This window comes from Clostridioides sp. ES-S-0048-02 (assembly GCF_020658495.1).
Taxonomy (GTDB): domain Bacteria; phylum Bacillota; class Clostridia; order Peptostreptococcales; family Peptostreptococcaceae; genus Clostridioides.
Genome location: NZ_JACVWH010000004.1, coordinates 131804 through 152643, shown reverse-complemented (window position 1 = coordinate 152643; position 20840 = coordinate 131804). Strand labels below are relative to the sequence as shown.

At 28.5% G+C, this 20840-nt stretch carries 17 protein-coding genes; 12 read left to right on the top strand and 5 right to left on the bottom strand.

Going from position 1 to position 20840, the window contains the following annotated elements; genetic code table 11:
• Window positions 1-58: 58 nt before the first annotated feature.
• The 6 genes from IC173_RS07520 to IC173_RS07495 all read left to right on the top strand — a co-directional run bounded on the left by IC173_RS07520 (window position 59) and on the right by IC173_RS07495 (window position 6441).
• The gene (locus tag IC173_RS07520) at window positions 59-742 is read left to right on the top strand and encodes an ABC transporter ATP-binding protein (protein ID WP_227432512.1); all 684 of its coding nucleotides are present in this window, start codon (window positions 59-61) and stop codon (window positions 740-742) included.
• A complete protein-coding gene (locus IC173_RS07515) occupies window positions 735-3119 on the top strand; it encodes an FtsX-like permease family protein (protein ID WP_227855372.1) in 2385 nt (794 codons plus the stop codon). The genes IC173_RS07520 and IC173_RS07515 overlap by 8 nt, the downstream gene beginning before the upstream one ends.
• Before the next feature lie 321 nt (window positions 3120-3440).
• Window positions 3441-4583 (top strand): pyridoxal-phosphate-dependent aminotransferase family protein, encoded by a 1143-nt coding sequence (locus IC173_RS07510; protein ID WP_227845606.1) that lies wholly within the window; start codon window positions 3441-3443, stop codon window positions 4581-4583.
• A 25-nt stretch (window positions 4584-4608) separates the two neighbouring features.
• Window positions 4609-5133 carry an ECF transporter S component gene (locus IC173_RS07505; RefSeq protein WP_227432515.1) on the top strand — a complete coding sequence of 175 codons (525 nt, stop codon included), beginning with the start codon at window positions 4609-4611 and terminating at the stop codon, window positions 5131-5133.
• Between the two features lie 99 nt (window positions 5134-5232).
• Entirely contained in the window at window positions 5233-6051 is an 819-nt protein-coding gene (locus IC173_RS07500) for a helix-turn-helix domain-containing protein (protein ID WP_227855371.1), read from the top strand.
• A gap of 78 nt (window positions 6052-6129) precedes the next feature.
• Window positions 6130-6441, top strand: coding sequence for an antibiotic biosynthesis monooxygenase (locus tag IC173_RS07495; protein WP_227432517.1), 312 nt, complete (start codon window positions 6130-6132; stop codon window positions 6439-6441).
• A gap of 103 nt (window positions 6442-6544) precedes the next feature.
• Here the strand turns inward: IC173_RS07495 and IC173_RS07490 are convergent, their stop codons facing one another.
• Together IC173_RS07490 and recX are read right to left on the bottom strand one after the other, a co-directional pair.
• The gene (locus tag IC173_RS07490; protein ID WP_227855370.1) at window positions 6545-8548 is read right to left on the bottom strand and encodes an alpha-amylase family glycosyl hydrolase; all 2004 of its coding nucleotides are present in this window, start codon (window positions 8546-8548) and stop codon (window positions 6545-6547) included.
• A gap of 162 nt (window positions 8549-8710) precedes the next feature.
• Complete coding sequence (gene recX / locus IC173_RS07485) at window positions 8711-9349, bottom strand: recombination regulator RecX (protein WP_227432519.1); 639 nt, start codon at window positions 9347-9349, stop codon at window positions 8711-8713.
• Window positions 9350-9624: 275 nt separating this feature from the next.
• Between recX and nadD the strand changes: the two genes are divergently transcribed.
• The 4 genes from nadD (at window position 9625) to leuS (ending at window position 14125) form a co-directional block, all read left to right on the top strand.
• Entirely contained in the window at window positions 9625-10314 is a 690-nt protein-coding gene (gene nadD, locus IC173_RS07480; protein ID WP_227432520.1) for a nicotinate-nucleotide adenylyltransferase, read from the top strand.
• Window positions 10315-10887, top strand: coding sequence for a bis(5'-nucleosyl)-tetraphosphatase (symmetrical) YqeK (gene yqeK / locus IC173_RS07475; protein ID WP_227432521.1), 573 nt, complete (start codon window positions 10315-10317; stop codon window positions 10885-10887).
• 116 nt (window positions 10888-11003) lie between these two features.
• Window positions 11004-11354, top strand: a complete 351-nt coding sequence (gene rsfS / locus IC173_RS07470) for a ribosome silencing factor (RefSeq protein ID WP_227432522.1) — start codon at window positions 11004-11006, stop codon at window positions 11352-11354.
• 350 nt (window positions 11355-11704) lie between these two features.
• The gene (gene leuS / locus IC173_RS07465; RefSeq protein ID WP_227855369.1) at window positions 11705-14125 is read left to right on the top strand and encodes a leucine--tRNA ligase; all 2421 of its coding nucleotides are present in this window, start codon (window positions 11705-11707) and stop codon (window positions 14123-14125) included.
• Between the two features lie 142 nt (window positions 14126-14267).
• Here leuS and IC173_RS07460 read toward each other — a convergent pair whose 3' ends face one another.
• Entirely contained in the window at window positions 14268-15263 is a 996-nt protein-coding gene (locus IC173_RS07460; protein WP_227855368.1) for an asparaginase, read from the bottom strand.
• A 120-nt stretch (window positions 15264-15383) separates the two neighbouring features.
• Entirely contained in the window at window positions 15384-17012 is a 1629-nt protein-coding gene (gene aspD, locus IC173_RS07455; protein ID WP_227432525.1) for an aspartate 4-decarboxylase, read from the bottom strand.
• A 653-nt stretch (window positions 17013-17665) separates the two neighbouring features.
• Here aspD and ilvA point away from each other — a divergent pair.
• Together ilvA and IC173_RS07445 are read left to right on the top strand one after the other, a co-directional pair.
• On the top strand, window positions 17666-18883 hold the full coding sequence (gene ilvA / locus IC173_RS07450; protein WP_227432526.1) for a threonine ammonia-lyase: 1218 nt from the start codon (window positions 17666-17668) through the stop codon (window positions 18881-18883).
• 93 nt (window positions 18884-18976) lie between these two features.
• On the top strand, window positions 18977-19357 hold the full coding sequence (locus IC173_RS07445) for a RidA family protein (protein WP_227432527.1): 381 nt from the start codon (window positions 18977-18979) through the stop codon (window positions 19355-19357).
• A gap of 73 nt (window positions 19358-19430) precedes the next feature.
• Here IC173_RS07445 and IC173_RS07440 read toward each other — a convergent pair whose 3' ends face one another.
• Entirely contained in the window at window positions 19431-20840 is a 1410-nt protein-coding gene (locus IC173_RS07440; protein WP_227432528.1) for an MDR family MFS transporter, read from the bottom strand.

Genomic DNA, 20840 nt, shown 5'->3' with positions numbered 1-20840 from the left:
CACAAATTAGAAGTAGATGATTAAGGAGCAACATAACTTAGAGTGAGGGGATAATTTTATGAAAATACTATATACTGAAAGTTTATCAAAACATTATGGAGAAGGAGAAAGTTTAGTAAAAGCTTTAGATGATGTAAATTTAGAAATAAATGAAGGTGAATTTGTAGCTATAATAGGTAAATCTGGTTCTGGAAAAAGTACATTGTTACATATGATAGGTGGTCTCGATATACCTACATCTGGCAAGGTATACATTGATAATAAAAACATATTTACATTGAAAGAAGAAGAACTTGCCGTATTTAGAAGAAGAAAAATAGGCTTTATATTTCAAAGCTACAATCTAATTCCATCTCTTAATGTATGGGAAAATGTAGTATTACCAATCGGTCTAGATGGTAGAACTGTGGATGAACAATTTATAAAAGACCTTTTAAAATCTTTGGGGCTTGAAAATAAACACGATGTTTTACCAAATACATTATCAGGAGGTCAACAACAAAGAGTAGCAATAGCAAGAGCTTTGGCAACAAGACCAGCCATAATACTTGCTGATGAGCCAACTGGAAACTTGGATTCCAAAACATCAGATGAAGTTATGAGTATACTAAAGTCTATGTCTAAAAAATATAGTCAAACTTTGGTTATGATAACTCATGATGATAGTATAGCTCAAATGGCTGATAGAGTTATATTTATAGAGGATGGTAAGGTATCAAAGGTTGGTGACAAAAATGATTAATACTACTAAAATAGCAAAAAGTAATGTAAAACAAAATAAATCAAAAAGTATATTAATAATAATAACTATAATACTTTCAACATTGATGCTTTCATCTATAGGTATTTATATTGTCGATACAAGAGAATATCAAAAGGAAAATACAATAAAGTATTCAGGCAATTATCAAGGAGTATTAGCAAATGTAAATGAAAAACAAGCTGAAATATTAAGTAATCATGCAGATATTGAACTAGCTGGAAAAATGAATGGAGTGGGTGTTGAGAAGCTAGAAGATGATACAACCATTTCATTATCATATATGAATGAAGAGGGTTTAAAATTAAATAATTTTGAATTTATAAAAGGAAAATTACCAACAAAAGAAAATGAAATAGTACTAGATAGTGGAGCTTTAAAAGCATTAGGTCATGGTCAAAAATTAGGTGAAAAAATAAAAGTACCTTATGATGATTATAAAAGCGACAAAAGAATAGAAAAAGAATTTATAATAACTGGAATCTTAGAAACTAGTGAAATATATGAAGCAGGAAAGAATTATTCTGCTATTATATCAGAAACATATATGAAAAATACTAGAGATATGTCACAAGAAGATTTCAATATATATGTTAAATTAAAAGATAAGAGTGATTTATCTATAGAACAGGCAAAAGAAAAATTAAATAAGATTGCAAATGATATAGGATTAGATACTAATAATATACTTGTAAATGAAAATTATATAAATGCTTTAAAACCAGATAGTGAAACAATGATAGGAGGAGTTCTTATAGGCTTAGTAATTGTATTGTCTAGTATATTGGTAATATACAATATATTCTACATCTCAATAGTTACTAAAGTACAAGAATTTGGAAAACTTAGAGCAATTGGTGCAACTAAAAAACAAGTAAAAGCAATAGTGTTTAAGGAAGGCTTTATATTAGCAGGAATAGCAATACCAGTAGGAACAATTTTAGGTTATGCACTTGCAAATATTATAATAAAATCATTTATGGGTGTAGATGTAAAATCATCACAATTACCAGTGCTATTATTGGTTGTGGTAATAAGTTTTATATCTGTTGTTTTATCACTTTTGAAACCAATGAAAGTAGCTTCAAAGGTATCTATAGTTGATGCAGTAAGATATACTGGAAATGAAATAAGTGGTAAAAATGATAGAAAAGGACATAAAAATATAAATTTAAAGAATTTATCAAAAGCAAATTTAGAAAGAAATAAAAAGCGTACTTATATGACACTGATATCTCTTATGTTAAGTGGAACTATATTTATAACAGTATCTACTGCTTTAGAAAGTTTTAATGCTGAGAAGATGGCTAGAGAGCATTTTCCTTATGATATAGAAGTTAGATTTACTGGATATGAAATGGATAGCGACAAGAATCCTGAAAGTAATTTGAATATTCTACAAATGAATAATCCATTAGGTAAAGACTTTTTAAACCAAGTAAAGAGTATAGAAGGAGTCAAAAAAACTGAATTAGGAAATTCTGTAAAAATTGGGATGGAGGATTATAATGTTGAGTTTAAACATGACCTTTTACAGAGCATAAATGAAAATGATGTGAAGGGTTTAAATAAAAACCTAATAGATGGAAAAATAAATTTTGAAGGGTTACAAACAGGAAACGAAATAGTCATTACTCACCTTGATACAGCAAAAGAAATGGGTGTAAAGGCTGGAGATAAAATAAAATTAACTCTATATGATGGAGATAAAGAGATAAAAAAAGAATTTAAAGTTCAAGCAATAGCTATGGGAACTCCAAGTTTTGGTATAGGAAAAGATTTTATAGATAGAGCTTTGAAATATGATACAACAAGTACTATTGGAATATATACTGAAGAAGGAAAATATCAAGAAGTTAAAGATGCTATAAAGAAAATTGCTAAATCTAATGGATATTTAGAAGCGGATTTTTTAGATAGTAGAATAGAATCAAATAAGATGATGATTTCATTTATAAAAATAATGGGCTATACTTTAACTGGTATAATAGGTGTTATTGGATTTATGAATCTTGTAAATACAATGATAACTAGTATAGTTACTAGAAAAAAAGAACTTGGTATGCTTCAAGCAATTGGACTTACTAATAGACAATTAGTAAAAATGCTTAATTCAGAAGCTATATATTATACTTCTAGAATGATGATAGGCAGTATTGTCTTTGGAGGTATATTAGGATACATTGCAGTTGTATTTTTAAGAAAAACTGGATTATCTTATGCAACATATGCATTACCAATAGTACCAATTTTATTTATGGTTGTATTTATCCTTATAGCTCAATTTATAACAACTTATTTAATAGGAAGAAGCTTTAACAAAGAATCTCTTATTGATAGAGTAAGATATAGTGAATAAAAATATATAAAAAGCTATATTTAATTTTTAAACAGGATTATAGAAGATATAAAAATAGAGTTAAATAGGTTAATAATATACAAATACAGGGCAAGTGGCTTAAATGTTCATATGTCCTGTATTTTGTTGTTTTTACTGTTATAAAATTCTTATTAATATAACTTATCAATTTAAGTTGTAAGTGATAGTATGTTTAATGTTCAGAAGATTGTTATCAGAAAAAAATGTATTGGTACAATTCTAAAAAAATATAAAATTGTACCATGAAAAATGAAAATTTTGTATAATAATCGTATAGAAAATAAAAAGGAGCTGATATATATGAATAATAAAATTAATTATGCACCAGGACCAACAGAAACTAGAGAAAATGTAAGGCTAATAAGAGCAGAGAAAACAACTAACCCAGATATAGATGTTGATTTTGTTGAGTTTTATAAGAAGACATGTGAAAAGTTTGGAAATATAGTTGGTACAAAGAATGATATTTACATATTAAGTGGTGAAGGAATATTGGGACTTGAAGCAGCTTGTGCTTCACTGACAGAGAAGGGTGATAGAGTTCTTGTAATTGACAATGGTATATATGGAGAAGGATTTAAAGACTTTGTAAAAATGTATGGTGGAGAGTATGTGCTTTTTTCAAGTCAATATACAAAAAGTATAGATGTTGATGAGTTAAGAAAGTTTTTAGAAAAGGATAATAACTTTAAATATGCAACAGTGGTTCATTGTGATACTCCAACAGGTGTATTAAATGATGTAAGTGAGATATGTCCGCTATTGAAGGAATATGGAATCTTAACTGTAGTGGATTCTGTGGCAGGTATGGTGGGTGAAAGGTTAAATGTAGATGAATCTAAAATAGATGTAATATTAGGCGGTTCTCAAAAAGCTATTTCTGCACCTGCGGGTCTTACTATAGTCGGTATAAGTCAAGATGCAAAAAATTGTATAAAAAATAGAAAAACAGACATAGTAGGTTTTTATTGTAATTTAAGTATATGGGAAGGATATTACGAAAAAAAATATTTCCCTTATACAATGCCAATAAGTGACATAATGGGTCTTGATAGAGCCTTAGACAATATACTAGAAGAGGGTGTGGAAAAGGTATTAAGTAGACATGAGAAAATAGCTTCTAGTGTAAGACAAGCTGTTGAAGAATATGGTTTAGAATTGTTTTTAGAAGAAGGATATTCTAATACAGTGACAGCAATAAAAATACCTGAAAGTATAGGAGCATTAAAACTTACTGATTATATGCTTAAAAATTACAATACACTTGTTGCAACATCATTAAATCAATATATGGATGCTATTTTGAGAATAGGTCATATGGGGGAAAATGCTAGTCTTGATAAAATAGTTCACATATTAAATGTATTGGATAAAAGTTTAAAAGTATTAGAATTTAATACAAATGGAAGTTTAGTAGATTTATTTAATAAATATTATTTTTAGTCACAATATAAAAGGAGGATGTGGCATGGAAGCTACAGCTAAACAGAAATTTACAACAAAAGATTTGGTAGAAACGTCACTATTAATAGCGTTAGTATTTGTTGCAACCAAGTTTATAAATATAAGATTGCCAATATCTATAAATGGAGGTCTTGTACATTTAGGAACAGCAATGTTATTTATATCAGCAATAGTATTTGGAAGTAAAAAAGGTGCGTTATCAGGTGCTATTGGGATGGCTCTTTTTGATTTGATATCTGGGTGGACTCTATGGGCTCCATTTACATTTATAGTTAGAGGTATTATGGGGTATTTACTTGGAAAGATTGTATGGGCAAATGGCAAGAATGGAGAAAATTTTTTGATTAATGTAATAGGAGTAGTAGTTTCATCAATTTGGATGTTGTTTGGATATTATGTAACAGAGGTTATACTTTATGGTAATTTTATAATTCCACTTACTTCAATACCAGGCAATTTAATGCAGGTGTTAATAGGTCTTATAATAGCACTTCCTATTTCTAAAGCATTAAAAAAATGTATAAGATAGATATGGAATAGATTAAGTTTTTGATAGGATAAATTATATTGTATAATATAAAGATAAAGTATATAATGATAAAAAAATTTAGGATAGAGGTTAATTACAATGTTATCAGTTACAAGGTATGCAGTTAGAAATGTTCGTTTAAAACCCTGGGTAAAGTTTATTTGGTATCTTGAAACAAAATCAAATATATTGCTAAATAATAAGTTATTACCTACAGATAGTATAGATATTATCATTAATCTTTCTGATGTTATGGAATATAAGATTGAAAATCAAAATTATAATGCAAGTAATATACATTTTAATGGAATAAGAGATAAGCATGGATTTGTTATTCAACGTGGAAATATACGTGTGATGGGTATTTCTTTTTATCCATTTGGGCTCTATCCATTTTTAAAGATACCAATTTCAGAGTTTAAGGGTCAACTTGTTGACTTAAAACAAGTATCAGAAGGTTTTGTTGGGAAATTGGAAAGTACATTAAATCAAATATTATCAATAGAAGATATAGTTTTACATTTAGAAAAAATACTAGTATCTATATTAGATGAAAATTTGGTTATAAATAAGATGATAAATCTCCTAGATTTATTTATATACAATAATCAATATAACACTATAAAATTGTTTTGTGATGAGATGAACATAAATATTAAAACTTTAGAAAGAGCTTGTTTAAAATATACTGGGTATACACCTAAAATACTAAGGAAAATATATAGATTTAAAATGGTAAGTAATCAGCTTATTTATAGCTCTAAAAATAATAACTTTCTTGACTTAATTTATGAAAATGAATATTATGACCAAGCTCATTTTATTAAAGAATTTAAACAGTTTTCAGGAGTATCGCCAATTAAATTTATTAAAGAGAATAAAACTATTAAAGAAAACACAACATACAACTATTTATAATTATATTGTCGATTTTTTACAATACCTTTAATTTACTTCTTGTTATGATGTAAGAAAGATAAATAGGAGGGTTTGTATATGAAAATTATTACAGAAATAGTAGAATTTAATGTGGAAGAGAATTTATCAAAAGATGCATTTGTAGAGATTGTAAATGATTTAGAAATAAATTTTCACTCTGTTCAATCGGGCTTTATTGATACTGAGCTTTTATATGATGAAAAAACTCAAAAATGGATTATGATACAACACTGGGATTCTATAGAAAATCTTAAAAGTGCTTCTAGCAAAATGTTTAAAAATACATCTACTGAAAAATTTAGAAATGCTCTAAAGGCACAGACTGTTAAGATGAATATAATTCCACAAATTAAAAGTTGGAAGTTATAATGTCAGATATAAAAAATAATTAATTAGCAAGAAAATAAATCAGCCAAATAACATTTTGTATTAAAATCAAAATTGTTATTTGGCTTTTAGTAGTTATTTATATCTAGATAATATTATTTAAAAATACTATTGCTGTGAGAGATGCAATAGGTATTTTAGAAGATGGAGGAGTAGAAGTAAAATAGATATCGTAGTCTATTAAGTTTTCTGGTCTTGTTTTTCCTCCAAACTCTATCATATCAGTACTTAATACTGTCTTGTATTTTTTGTCTTGGAATTTTGATATGTCTACTGATTGCATCAGATTAGGATGGAAATTAAATATAAATAAATATTTACCCTTACTGTATACTAAAAGTTTTTTATCATTATCTATATGTATAAGTTCATAACTATTCTGTGCAAAAATATCACTGTATTTTGTAAGTTCAAGCATAGATTTATCAAAGTTCAATAGTTGTTTATATTTTAAGTTATCATTTTCTGAAAGACTCCATTGTCTTCTAGCATATTTATAACTCCAATTGTTTCCTTCACGTGGAAAGTCAATCCACTCAGGGTGTCCAAATTCATTTCCCATAAAATTTAGGTATCCTTCACCAGCTAGAGAAAATGTTGCTAATTTAATTAATTTGTTTAGAGACATGGCTCTATCAATAATATGATTATTTGAGTTTATTTCCATATTCCAATACATTTCTTTATCTGCTAACCAAAATATAATTGTCTTATCACCAACTAATGCTTGGTCATGAGATTCACAATATCCAATGTTTTTTTCACCAGGACGTCTAGTAGTAAACTCGTACCACATTTTGCCTAAATCCCAATTTTCATCAGAAGATTTTGAGATAGTTTTTATCCAAAAACCAGGTACTCCCATTGCTAATCTATAGTCAAAGCCAATTCCACCATCTCTTATAGGTATACACATTCCAGGCATTCCACTCATATCTTCTGCAATGCTTATTGAATTAGGTTTGATTTCTTTTATTAATTCATTTGCAAATTGAAGATATGTTATAGCTTCCATATCAGTGTTTGCACTGAAATACTTTTTATAACTGTCAAATGAAACTCCAAGACCGTGGTTATGATATAGCATTGAGGTTACGCCATCAAATCTAAAACCATCAAAATGATACTCATTTAGCCAAAATTTTATATTTGAAAGTAAAAAATGAATTACCTCAGGCTTACCATAGTTAAAGAGTTTTGTTCCCCAAGCAGGGTGATTACCTTTTGAACCTGAATGAAAAAATTGATGTTCACTTCCATCAAATTCATTTATTCCCTCTAAAGTATTTTTTACAGCATGAGAGTGAACTAAGTCTAATAAAACAGCAATTCCCATTGAATGAGCTGTATTTATAAGGTTTTTTAAGTCTTCAGGAGTACCAAATCTAGATGAAATTGCATAAAAGTTTGAAACTTGGTATCCAAAAGAAGCATAATATGGATGTTCCATGATAGCCATAAGTTGAATAGTATTGTATCCAGCTTTCTTTATCCTAGGAAGTATATTTTCAGTAAATTCATTATAAGTTCCAATAGATTCTTTTTCAGTAGCCATACCTATATGACATTCGTAGATTAAAGGGAAAGTTATGTTTTTTAAATCAAATTCATTATCAGTCCAATTAAATGGAGTTTTTGGTTGCCATATCTGCCCATTAAAGCTACCAGAATCCTTTTGGATTACCCTCTTTATGTATAATGGTATGCGGTCAAATGTTTCCCCATTTGTAGTGACTTGTACCTTTACCTCAGATTTATGAGGTAAGCTGTTTTTATCAGGTATAAAAATTTCCCAATTACCAGAATCTATTTTTTTTAGAGGATGGGATTTTCTATTCCAATTATTAAAGTCACCAATTAATGATAAACTATCTGCATTTGGAGCCCACTCTCTATAAAACCATCCATCATTTGTTTGATGGAATCCATAATAAAGATGACCATTTGCAAAAGAATTAAAATCTTCACAGCTAGTTAATATTTTTGCTTTTACATCTTCATAGTGTTTCATCCTTTTTTTTATGTCAGACTCAAATGGTTGTAGATAAACATCAACGTCTAAAATTTTAAATCTTTCTTGACTTTTCATTTGATTTTCCCTCCATAATAAGTATTATATTTTAATAAAATAATACTTATCTCATACTATCTTCTCTATATAATTGATATATATTATATAATCCTAATAAAAAGCTTAAACCACCAATAATTAGTTTCATAATTTACCTCCTTAGTATATTTAAAAATATACTTATATATCAGATTCATCAAAATTTAAAAGTTTATTTAAAACTCTTTTAATAATATCATAATCAAAGCCTTTATAGGAAAGATGTTGAGAAATTTTTTGATATATTTTCTTTTTATCTTCTTTTTTTACCCTTTCATATCTTTTTTTTGCTAGATACATAGCATTTTCAAATTCAGTATCTTTGTCTAATTCTGATACTGCTTCATCAATTGCACTTCTTTCAATACCTTTATTATATAAATTTTGTTTAATTCTGTTTTTACCACATTTGTTTAAATTAACATTGGTATTAACTATTTTCTGAGCCAATATATTGTCATTTACCAGATTATAATTTTTAAGAAAATCTATAACTCTATCAATTGTATCCTCTTCAAAATCTGCTGATAGTTTTTCTTTCATTTTTTTTTCAGACTGGTCAGCACGAGATAAAATATTTAATGCTTTATTTTTAGCTTTTATATACATCTCATCATCTAAAATGGATTTTAATTCCTCTTCATTTACTTCATTTCCTTTTTTTAAATTAAATGTATAAACAAGTTCTTTAAATATAGCAATAAAAAATTTATCATCTACATAAATATTTACTCTATCATCATTTCTTTTTTGTTGTTCTATTTTTGTAATTATACTCATAATTGCTCCTTTTTTATATGTAATTATATTAACAAAAGTAACTAATAAAATTTAATAAAAAACTTATAATTATAGGTTATATTTAATCTAAATTAAGACAAAATAATAAAAAGTTATTTTTATTAAAAAGTTAAGTGAAACTATGTTAAATAATTATTTTTTAAAGTGTTTTTTACCATATAAATATGATTATATACCAAAAAAAATAATTTATAAGCTTTAAGAAATAAAAAATAATGGTACAATAGTATTATAACATTAAAAGGAGACAAAATATGAGAAGTAAAAATCTAGTTCAGAAGGCAGAATTGAAAAATACTGAAAAACTAGAGAAATTTAATCGCCATAAAGGCAAAATCAAAATAGGTATATTAGGAGGTACTTTTGACCCTATACACTATGCTCATTTAGCAACAGCAGAGTTTATTAGAGATAAGTATGAGATTGACAAAATTATCTTTATACCATCAGGAAATCCACCACATAAACTAGGTATCACTACAAATAAGTATGATAGATACAATATGACACTTCTAGCAACTGAAAGCAATGAAGATTTTTTAGTTTCAAAAGTAGAAATCGAAAGAAATAAAAGGACTTATACAATCGATACATTAAAATATTTAAAGAAAAAATACAAAAATGCTGATATTTACTTTATAACAGGGGCAGATGCTATTTGTAGTGTTGAAGAGTGGAAAGATGTAAAGAAAAACTTTGAGTTAGCTACTTTTATAGCTGCAACTAGACCAGGTATTAGCTTATTAAGGTCACAAGAAACTATAGAGAAACTGACTAAAAAATATAATGCTGACATTATAACAGTTTACGTTCCATCATTGGATATATCATCCACATATATAAGGGAACAGCTAAATGAAGGAAAGTCTATACGTTACTTAGTACCCGAAAATGTAGAAAATTATTTGTATGAAAATAAACTATATCAATATGGAGATGATTAAATGAACTTAGAGAATATTAACCAGAGATTAAATCAAATGCTACCAGTAGGAAGGCTTAGCCATTCAAAAAATGTTGCAGAATGTGCTGTAAAATTGTGTGAAATTTATGGATGTGACAAAGAAAAAGCCTATATAGCGGGAATGATTCATGATTGTGCGAAATACTTAAGTGATAAAGAAGTAGAGGATTATGTTAATAAGTATGAAATATACTTAGACCCAATAGAAGATGGAAACCGCTCTCTATCACATAGTGTGATAGGGTCATACATATGTGAATATGAGTTTGGTATAGAAGATGAAGATATTATAAATGCAATTAAATACCATACAACAGGAAGAGAAGATATGTCTCTTTTAGAAAAAATAATTTACATAGCAGATTTAATTGAAGAAGGAAGAAAATTTCCAGTTGTAGATACATTGAGAGAATTAGCCTATGAAGGTAAGCTTGACGAAGCACTTTTAACTTCATTTAATAATACTTTAATGTTTGTTATTAATAAAAAAGAAGAAATACATCCAAGAACTGTTATGGCAAGAAACTACCTAATTAAAGAAAAGTTATTATAAAAATCTTATATAAAGGCAAACATATTAATAAAATTAAAGTTGACTATGTTACAAAATCGTATTAATATGTTAGAATAACTAAGTGTATTTAAATTAGGAAAGTGAGGAAATTTTATATGACAGTGGAACAAATGACAAAAATAGCATATGATGCCATAGAAGATAAGCTGGGTCAAGATACAGTTATAATAAATATAGGAAAAGTTTCTAGTTTATGTGATTATTTTGTTATTACTACAGCATCTTCTCAAAGACAAGTAAAAGCTATAGCTGATAATGTTGAAGATGAATTAGCAAAACTAGGATTAGAACCAAGAGGAAAAGAAGGACAAGGAACTCAAACTTGGGTACTTCTTGACTATGGGGATATAATGGTTCACGTATTTAATGAGGAAAATCGAGGATTTTATAATTTAGAAAAATTATGGAAAGATGCACCTTATATAGATATTGACACATTAGCATAAACATGATAATATATGTTATTATAGTTAGAAAATTTCAAAAATTGTATTGAATTGAATAGACTAGAGCAGTAAAAGATTATATTTTTTCAGAGAGTTAGTGGAAGGTGAGAACTAATATTATATAACTTTGAACTTACTAGATTAAAACCTATTCTCCATGGCTGGATTAAAAGCTATCTAAGAGAGTCTATAAAAGTAGGCTAATTAGGGTGGTACCGCGAAGATTTATCCTCGTCCCTAAACGCAAGTTTAGTGACGAGGATTTTTTATTTTCAAAGAATTATTTGGAAATTATAAGTAAATAATATTAAACAAAGTAGTTGAACACAACTAAAAACAGGAGGCAAAATATGAGCGTATATAATTTTAAACAAGTAGAATCGAAATGGCAAAAAATTTGGAAAGATAATGACCAATACAAAATGGATACAGCACAAACTGAAAAACCTAATTATTACACATTAGAAATGTTCCCTTATCCATCTGGAAAGATACACATGGGACATGTTAGAAATTATTCTATAGGCGATGTTGTCGCAAGATTCAAAAAAATGGAAGGTTATAATGTACTTCATCCGATGGGATGGGATTCTTTTGGTTTACCAGCTGAAAATGCAGCTATAAAACATGGAATACATCCACATAAATGGACAATGGAAAATATAGAAGAAATGAAAGAACAATTAAATTTATTAGGGCTTAGCTATGATTGGGATAAAGAAGTAGCAACTTCAACTCCAGAATACTATAGATTTACTCAAGAAATATTTTTGAAATTTTTAGAACATGGACTTGCATATAAGAAAAAATCTTATGTTAACTGGTGTCCTTCTTGTGAGACTGTTCTTGCAAATGAACAAGTTGTTCAAGGAGCATGTGAAAGATGTAAATCAACAGTATTAAAGAAAGACTTGGAACAATGGTATTTTAAAACTACTGAATTTGCAGAAGAATTACTTAATGATTTAGATACATTAGATGGATGGCCAGAAAAAGTTAAAATAATGCAAAGAAACTGGATAGGAAAAAGTACAGGAGCAGATTTAGTATTTGATATAGATGGAACTGACAAATCTATGACAGTATTTACAACTAGACCAGATACAACTTATGGAGTTACTTATATGGTACTTGCTCCAGAACATGAACTAGTTAAAGAATTGGTTGCTGGTACTGAGTATGAAGCAGATGTTGAAGCTTTTGTTCAAAAAATGCACACTATGACAGAAATAGAGAGAACAGCAGCTGATGTAGAAAAAGAAGGTATGTTTATAGGTAGATATGTTATAAATCCTTTAAATGGAAAAAAAGTTCCTCTATGGATAGCAAACTATGTATTAGTTGAATATGGAACAGGTGCTATAATGGCAGTTCCTGCACATGATGAAAGAGACAGAGATTTTGCTGAAAAATATAATCTAGATATAATAGATGTAATTACAGAAGATAATAAAATGATAAATTCAGAAGAATTTGATGGATTAGATGCTTCAGAAGGATTTGAAGGAATAATAAATAAATTAGAAAAAGAAGGTAGAGGAAAGAGAACAATTAATTATAGATTAAGAGACTGGTTAGTTTCAAGACAAAGATATTGGGGTTGTCCTATACCTGTAGTTTATTGTGATGAGTGTGGAATAGTTCCAGTTAAGAAAGAAGATTTACCAGTTCTTTTACCAACAGATGTTGAATTTACTGGAAAAGGTGAGTCTCCACTTACTACTTCAAAACAGTTTATGTCAGCAACTTGTCCTCACTGTGGAAAACCAGCGAGAAGAGAAGTTGACACTATGGATACATTTGTTGATTCTTCTTGGTATTTCTTAAGATATGTAGACAATAAAAATGAAGATGAACCATTTAGTAAAGATTTAGTTAACAGATGGCATCCAGTAGACCAATATATAGGTGGAGTAGAGCATGCTATAATGCATTTACTTTATGCTAGATGGTTTGTAAAAGCATTTAAGAGTATGGGCATGGTAGACTTTGATGAACCATTTAAAAACTTACTTACTCAAGGTATGGTTCTTATGGATGGTTCTAAAATGAGTAAGTCTAAAGGAAATACAGTATCTCCTATGGATATAATTGATGAATATGGAGCAGATACTGCAAGGCTTTTCGTATTATTTGCAGCACCACCAGAAAGAGATTTAGACTGGTCAGAACAAGGTGTTGATGGATGCTTTAGATTCTTAAATAGAGTATATAGATTAGTTGATGAGTTAGCAGATGTCTTCAAAAAAGATGTTGAGTTTGGCGAGTTAAGTTCTCAAGATAAAGATATGAGATATACTATACATTCTACACTTAAAAAAGTTACTGTAGATTTAAGTGAGAAATTTGGATTTAACACTGCTATATCAGCTCTTATGGAATTAATAAATGATATGTACAAATATAAGGAGCTAGATAATATCAATGAAGCAGTTATAAAAGAAGGTGTACAAACAATCGTAACTATAATTTCACCATTTGCACCTCATTTAGGTGAAGAATTATGGACTATGATAGGTCAAGAAGGAAGTGTATTTGATATAGACTGGCCTAAATATGATGAAAAAGCTTTAGTAAAAGATGAAATAGAAGTTGTTGTACAAGTTAATGGAAAGGTTAGAGGAAAGTTAACTGTTAGTTCAAATATATCTAAAGAAGATATGGAAAAAATGGCTTTAGAAGATGAAAAAATTAAAGCTCTAGTTGAAGATAAAACTATAGTTAAAGTTGTTGCAGTTCCTAAGAAATTAGTTAATATAGTTGTGAAATAAAAAAGTTGTGGAATAAATAAAAAAAGAGAACTATAAAATAAAATCCCCTTATTGCAATATAAGTAAAAGATTGCAGTAGGGGGACGTTTTATTTTAAACTCTATGATATAATTTATTTTAAATTCTAAACTCTATAATATAATTAACAATAGATTCCTTTTTCAAAGAAGTCTTTGATTTCATCAATATTATTAGTCTTTCCAAGAGCTAAAATAAGTTTTATTCTAGCTTTTTGACCTGGAAGGTCTCCACCAAATATACATCCTATATTTTTTAAGTCTCTACCAGAACCAAAGTAACCATAACTATCAAATACTCTACCTGAATGGCATCTAGAAACTATAACAACAGGAAGTCCTTTTTCCCTTGCATATTCAACACCAGAAAGCATTAGAGGAGGAATATTGCCTCTACCCATAGCTTCAATAACTATACCTTTATATCCACTATCAACAGCAAATCTTATAAAATCTGCATCTTCTCCAACATATGCTTTAAATAGTGCAACTTTAGATTCTACTTTATCAGTATCTATAATGGTTCTATTTACAATATCTCTCGTAAGAACAAGTTCGTTACAGTCGATTATTCCCAATGGACCACTAGTTAAAGATTTAAATGTATTTAAAGAAAGTGTATTTGTTTTAGTAGCTTCAGAAGCCAATAGCACTTCGTTGTTTAAAACTACAAGAACTCCTTTACCCATAGCATCTTTAGATACAGCAGTACAAACTGATGCAGATAAATTGCTTGAACCATCATAGCCAAGTTCAGAGCTACTTCTCATAGCACCTGTAACTATTACAGGCTTAATATTATCAATTGTAAGGTCTAGAAAATAAGCAGTTTCTTCTAAACTATCAGTACCATGTGTTATTACAACTCCTGTGATATCTTTTCTTGCTAATAAATCATTTACATAGTTTTTTAATTCCATCATTCTACAAGGTGTTATGTGAGGTCCTGGAATTTCAGCAAAATTAAAAACTTCAACATCTGCAACTTTATCAATATTAGTGACCATAGATAATATTTGTTCCCCAGATAAAGTTGGTATAGCAGCACCTACTTTATCATCTACTGTCATAGATATAGTTCCACCAGTAAAGACTATGGCAACTTTTTTCTTAATACTCATAATATTCTCTGCCTTTCACAAATAAAATTTATAATTCCGATAGGATTATATCAAAAAAAATTATTTAGGTCTATATAAATCCTTTTATTCACATAATTTAGACATTTCAGTGTAATAGGATTATTTTTTTGTTTTTTCCCATTCAGCAATATAGCTATTCAATATTTCTCTTATTGCTTTCCCTATTTTAGTGTAGGCTTCATCATATAGATTTGCTAAAGATATTCTAATTGACCATTCAGGTCCATAGAATCCATTTCCACTAAGTAAGACTACTGAATAATCATTAGCCAATCTATAAAGTATATCTACTGGAGAGGCATTCTTACTTATAAATTTGAATAAATCTTCTCCATAGTTTATTTTAGCCCATTCTTCAATATCAAATTGAGTATAATATGCAGCATTATTTTTACTTTTATTAACTGGAAGCTCTAAAGCTTCAAACAATAGTTTTTGACGTCTATGACATATACTCATATTAAGTTTTTTGTAAGCATCAACTTTATCAATTAATGCAAAGGCAGAGAAAAATGACATCTGAACTTGTTGTGGAGTTGAAAGACCAGCAGTATGATTAAGAGCAACAAGTCTACTATCAGCAACAACTCTTTCCATAAATGAAAGACTAGAAGGATTAAGACTCATATCACTGTAACGCTTATCTACTGATTTCTTCAATTCTCCAGTTAAATCATTTATTTTTTTATCAAAAACATTCTTTTTATGAAGAGCGAATGTACCAAGTCTCCATCCTGTAACTCCAAAATATTTTGAATAAGAATAAACTCCAACAGTGTTATAAGGAAGTTTTGACATTAATGATGAGAAATCTTCTACAAAAGTCCCATATACATCATCTGATATTATCATTAAATCCTTATTATAATTTTCAATTACATCTATTAGATTATTACAAGATGTCTCATCCATAGCTATAGATGCAGGGTTGTTAGGATTAACAACAAATAAAGCCTTAATAGAATTGTCACGAAGCTTTTCTAATTCTTTTTTAGTATACTGCCATGTATGAGCACCTTTTTCATCAACTGCATTTGCGTTTATGTTTACAACTTTAAAATCATAGCGAGGAAGATTAGGTATCTCAAGATAAGGTGTAAATATAGGAGTCATTAAAGCTACTGTATCGCCTTTTTTTAGAAGTTCATTTGCCATTAATGAATCAAATATATAACACATAGCAGCTGTAGCACCTTCAACAGCGAATATTTCTACATCACCATATTTACCTGATATATCATATTTCATTTCTTGAACTAAATAATCATGCACTATTTTTTCCATATGAGGCAACATTCTATCTGGAAGTGGATAATTATCACCAATAATCCCATCAGCTAGTTCATGAACAAATTCATCGCCATCAAATCCAAGTTCATTTATACCAAAATTTATAATATCTCTAGCTAAGTATGCTCCAGGCATATCTATATTTTCATTTATATATTTAAAGAATCTTTCCTTAATGCCCTTTTTTTGGGGCATACCAGCTAAATGTCCTAAATCCCAATTAGAACGTGTTTCAGTAATCGCAAAATGACCAAAAGTGAAAAAAGCTTCTCTAGCAGTTGAACAAGTCCAATTTGGATTTCCACGACCTGCATCAAGCAGTTCTCTATGATTTTCATTTGCAGTATGTTTCGCAATATCTATTAATTTGTCCTTAAATTCAAAAGGACTTATTTTTCCATATATGTTTTTGATTTCTTTATAAGTATTATTTTTCATGTTTAATTCCTCCTTATGTAATAAGTTTCACATTTTTATAATAAAATAAACAAGTTCCTAAAATGATTATACTTTAATTATAATAGGTTTATAGAAAAAGTAAAGTATAAAATTAAAATAATAACTCTATTTAGCTTTATAAAATGTATGTTAAAAGATAAAATACCTTTTAATAAAAAATGATTACTATATAAAATAAAACTCTAATTTAACTTGTATTTTATTTTTTTTGTTATATTTGTTGTAAAAGGTACAGTTTTATTATTATGAAAATGTATAAAATAAAACTTTTTTTATTTAATGTTGTTTATAAAAATATTTTAGGTTAGATGTGGTAATATTAATGTTATTAAAGAGAATAAAAAAACAATTTTTAATTAAGTAAAATAATATAAATATAAATTTTAATAAAAATAATAAAGAATAAACTGTTATTTTGATAAAAATGTAAAAATTATTTTAATATTATCATTTAGCGTAATCTAACTTAATTGAATAGATATGTTTATTGTATTCAATTGTTGTATTTTTAGTTTTTTTGTGATTAATTAAAAAATTATAAAAATCGTTTACATGTTGATTTTTAAAAAAAAAAGATATAGAATTATATAGAAAGTAATAAATAAAAATTGGATTTACGGGAGTGGAATAAAATGATAAATGTTACCTTAACAGATGTGAAAGAAGCTAGAGAGACCATTAAAGACATAGTTAAAAAAACTGATTTACTTGAAAGCGTTAAACTTAGCGAAAAAACAGGAGCGAATGTTTTCTATAAATGTGAAAACCTTCAAAAAACAGGGTCTTTTAAATTAAGAGGAGCTTGTAATAAAATAGCAAGTTTAACCGATGAAGAAAAAGCAAGTGGAGTAATAGCTTCAAGTGCAGGAAATCATGCACAAGGTGTCGCATTAGGCGCAAAAATGACTGGTATAAAATCTACAATAGTAATGCCAGCAACGGCACCATTGGCAAAAGTTAGTGCAACTAAAGGTTATGGAGCAGAAGTAGTTTTAAATGGTGCAGTTTATGATGATGCATATGCAAAAGCTGTTGAAATACAAAAAGAAACAGGAGCAACTTTCTTACATCCATTCAATGATAAATATGTTATAGCAGGGCAAGGAACTATATCTCTTGAAATTTTCGAACAATTAAATAATAAGGTTGATACTATACTATGCCCAGTTGGTGGTGGAGGAATAATATCTGGTGTTGCTGTTGCAGCAAAGGCATTAAATCCTAATGTAAAAATAGTTGGTGTTCAAACTGCAAATATACCTTCAATGAAAGAGTCAATTAAAAACGGAAAAGTAACAACAGCATTTAATGATAGTACAATAGCTGATGGTATAGCTGTTAAAACTCCTGGAGACTTAACTTTTGAAATAATAAATGAATTAGTTGATGAAATAGTAGTAGTTGAAGAAATAGAAATAGCTGAATCAATATTATTTATGATGGAAAGTCAAAAGATAGTTTCAGAAGGTGCAGGGGCTGTGTGTACAGCTGCAATATTAAGTGGTAAATATGCACCAGCAAAAGATGAAAACGTAGTGTGTATAATATCTGGTGGTAATATAGATATAAATACATTATATAGAATAATAGGTGTTGCTCTAGCTAAAGAAGGAAGAAGATATTCATTTAGTACAATTATGGAAGATAAGCCAGGAAACTTTGCTGAATTAACTAGAATAATAAGTGAGAATGGTGGAAATATTTTAAGTGCTAATCAAGGTAAATTATCAGCAGGTGAAGCTCTAGGAAAACAAAGTGCGGAATTTATATTAGAAACAATAGATTATGACCATATAGCAAAAATAAAGAACGCAATAGAAGAAAAAGGTTTTAAAATTATAGAATTATAATAAAAGTGTATATAATATACAAGAAAAATAGTATAATAGTGTATGAAGATACATTTTATGTATAGTAGATTAACCAATTAGGAGGATTTTAATATGAAACATGAAGTATTACATACTAATGATGCACCAGCAGCGTTAGGACCATATTCTCAAGCTATAAAAGCTGGAAACTTATTATTTGTATCTGGACAAGTTCCACTTGTGCCAGAAACTATGGAAGTAGTTGAAGGAGATGTACAAGCTCAAACTGCTCAATCTCTAAAAAATCTTAAAGCAATATTAGCTGAAAGTGGAGCTGATTTTTCAAATGTAGTTAAAACTACAGTATTTATAAAAGATATGAATGAATTTGGGGCTATAAACGAAGTTTATGCTGAGTATTTTGGAGAAAATAAACCAGCAAGAGCTTGTGTAGAAGTTGCTAGATTACCAAAAGACGTTAAAGTTGAAATAGAAGTAATAGCTGTATTATAAGATTACAATATTTTTCAAACTGAAAAAAAGAGATGTTTTAAGATTTTAATCTTAAAACATCTCTTTTTTTATTTTAACTTCTAACAGTTTGTCGCTCTTTTATAAAACATATTGATACAATTAATCCAATAAATGCAAGTGTAGCTGCTATTGAAAATGCTACATCTATTCCATGGATATTAGACAGGATAGCTGAACTCATGTGAGCTTTTTTAGTAGCAGTTGTCATTATAGTAATAAGTACAGCAGAGCCTATAGCACCAGATATTTGACGAAGTGTACTATTAATTGCTGTAGCATGAGATATAAGTTCTCTATCTAGTGTTTTAATTCCCCATGTAGTTAATGGCATTAGAACCATTGAAATACCAATCATACGAATACAATACATTAATGATATATGAATTAAAGATGTATCTTTGCCTAAAAACGCAAAAGATAAAGTTCCTAAAAATAAGCATCCAGTTCCTAATATTGATAGAGCGTGAGGACCATATTTATCTAGGTGACGTCCTGCAACTGGATTTAATGCAACCATTAGTATAGCACCAGGCATCATTAAAGAACCTGAAGCAAGTGCAGAGAATCCCCTTACAGATTGAATATATAGAGGTATCATTAATGTAGCAGACATCATTGAAGCATATACAATCATAATTAATAATGTAGAAATAAGAAATGGTTTATTTTTAAAAACTCTTAGTTCTAAGAATGGTTCTTTAGATTTTAATTGACGCCATGTAAACAAAATTAATGATACAATTCCTAATATTATTGGTAGATATGTTGCACTATTAGTCCAGCCATAATTACCTTGATTAGTAAACCCAATCAATAAACCACCAAAACCTAAAGAAGATAGTATTATTGAAGGTATATCCAGTTTTAGTTTCTGAGCTTCTCCAACATTTTTTAATAATATAAATGAAAGTATAACATCTAATATAGCTATAGGTGAAAGAAGCAAAAATAAACTATGCCAACCAAATGAATCTACTAACCATCCAGATAAAGTTGGTCCTATTGCTGGAGCAAATCCCACTGTAATACCAACTAGACTCATAGCTGTACCACGTTTTTCTATAGGACATAAATATAATATAATAACTTGTAAAAGTGGCATTAAAGAGCCAGAACCTACTGCTTGTAACACACGAGCAATCAACATAGTTGAAAAATCACGAGAGAAAAGTGCAATAACACATCCTAAAGAAAAGATAGTCATTGATGTAATAAATAATTTTCGAGTACTAAATCTATTTATCAAGTAAGCTGTTGTAGGAATAATGATACCTGCAATAAGTAGATAAATCGTAGTTAACCACTGACCAACATCAGCAGTAATTTTAAAATCTGACATTATATTGGGAAGTGCAGTTGCCAGTAATGTTTGACTAAGAGAGCTTATAAAAGCACCAGTCATTACGATTGCTATTATCAAATTTCCTTTTTTATTGTTTTTGCTATTACTTTGTATTTCCAT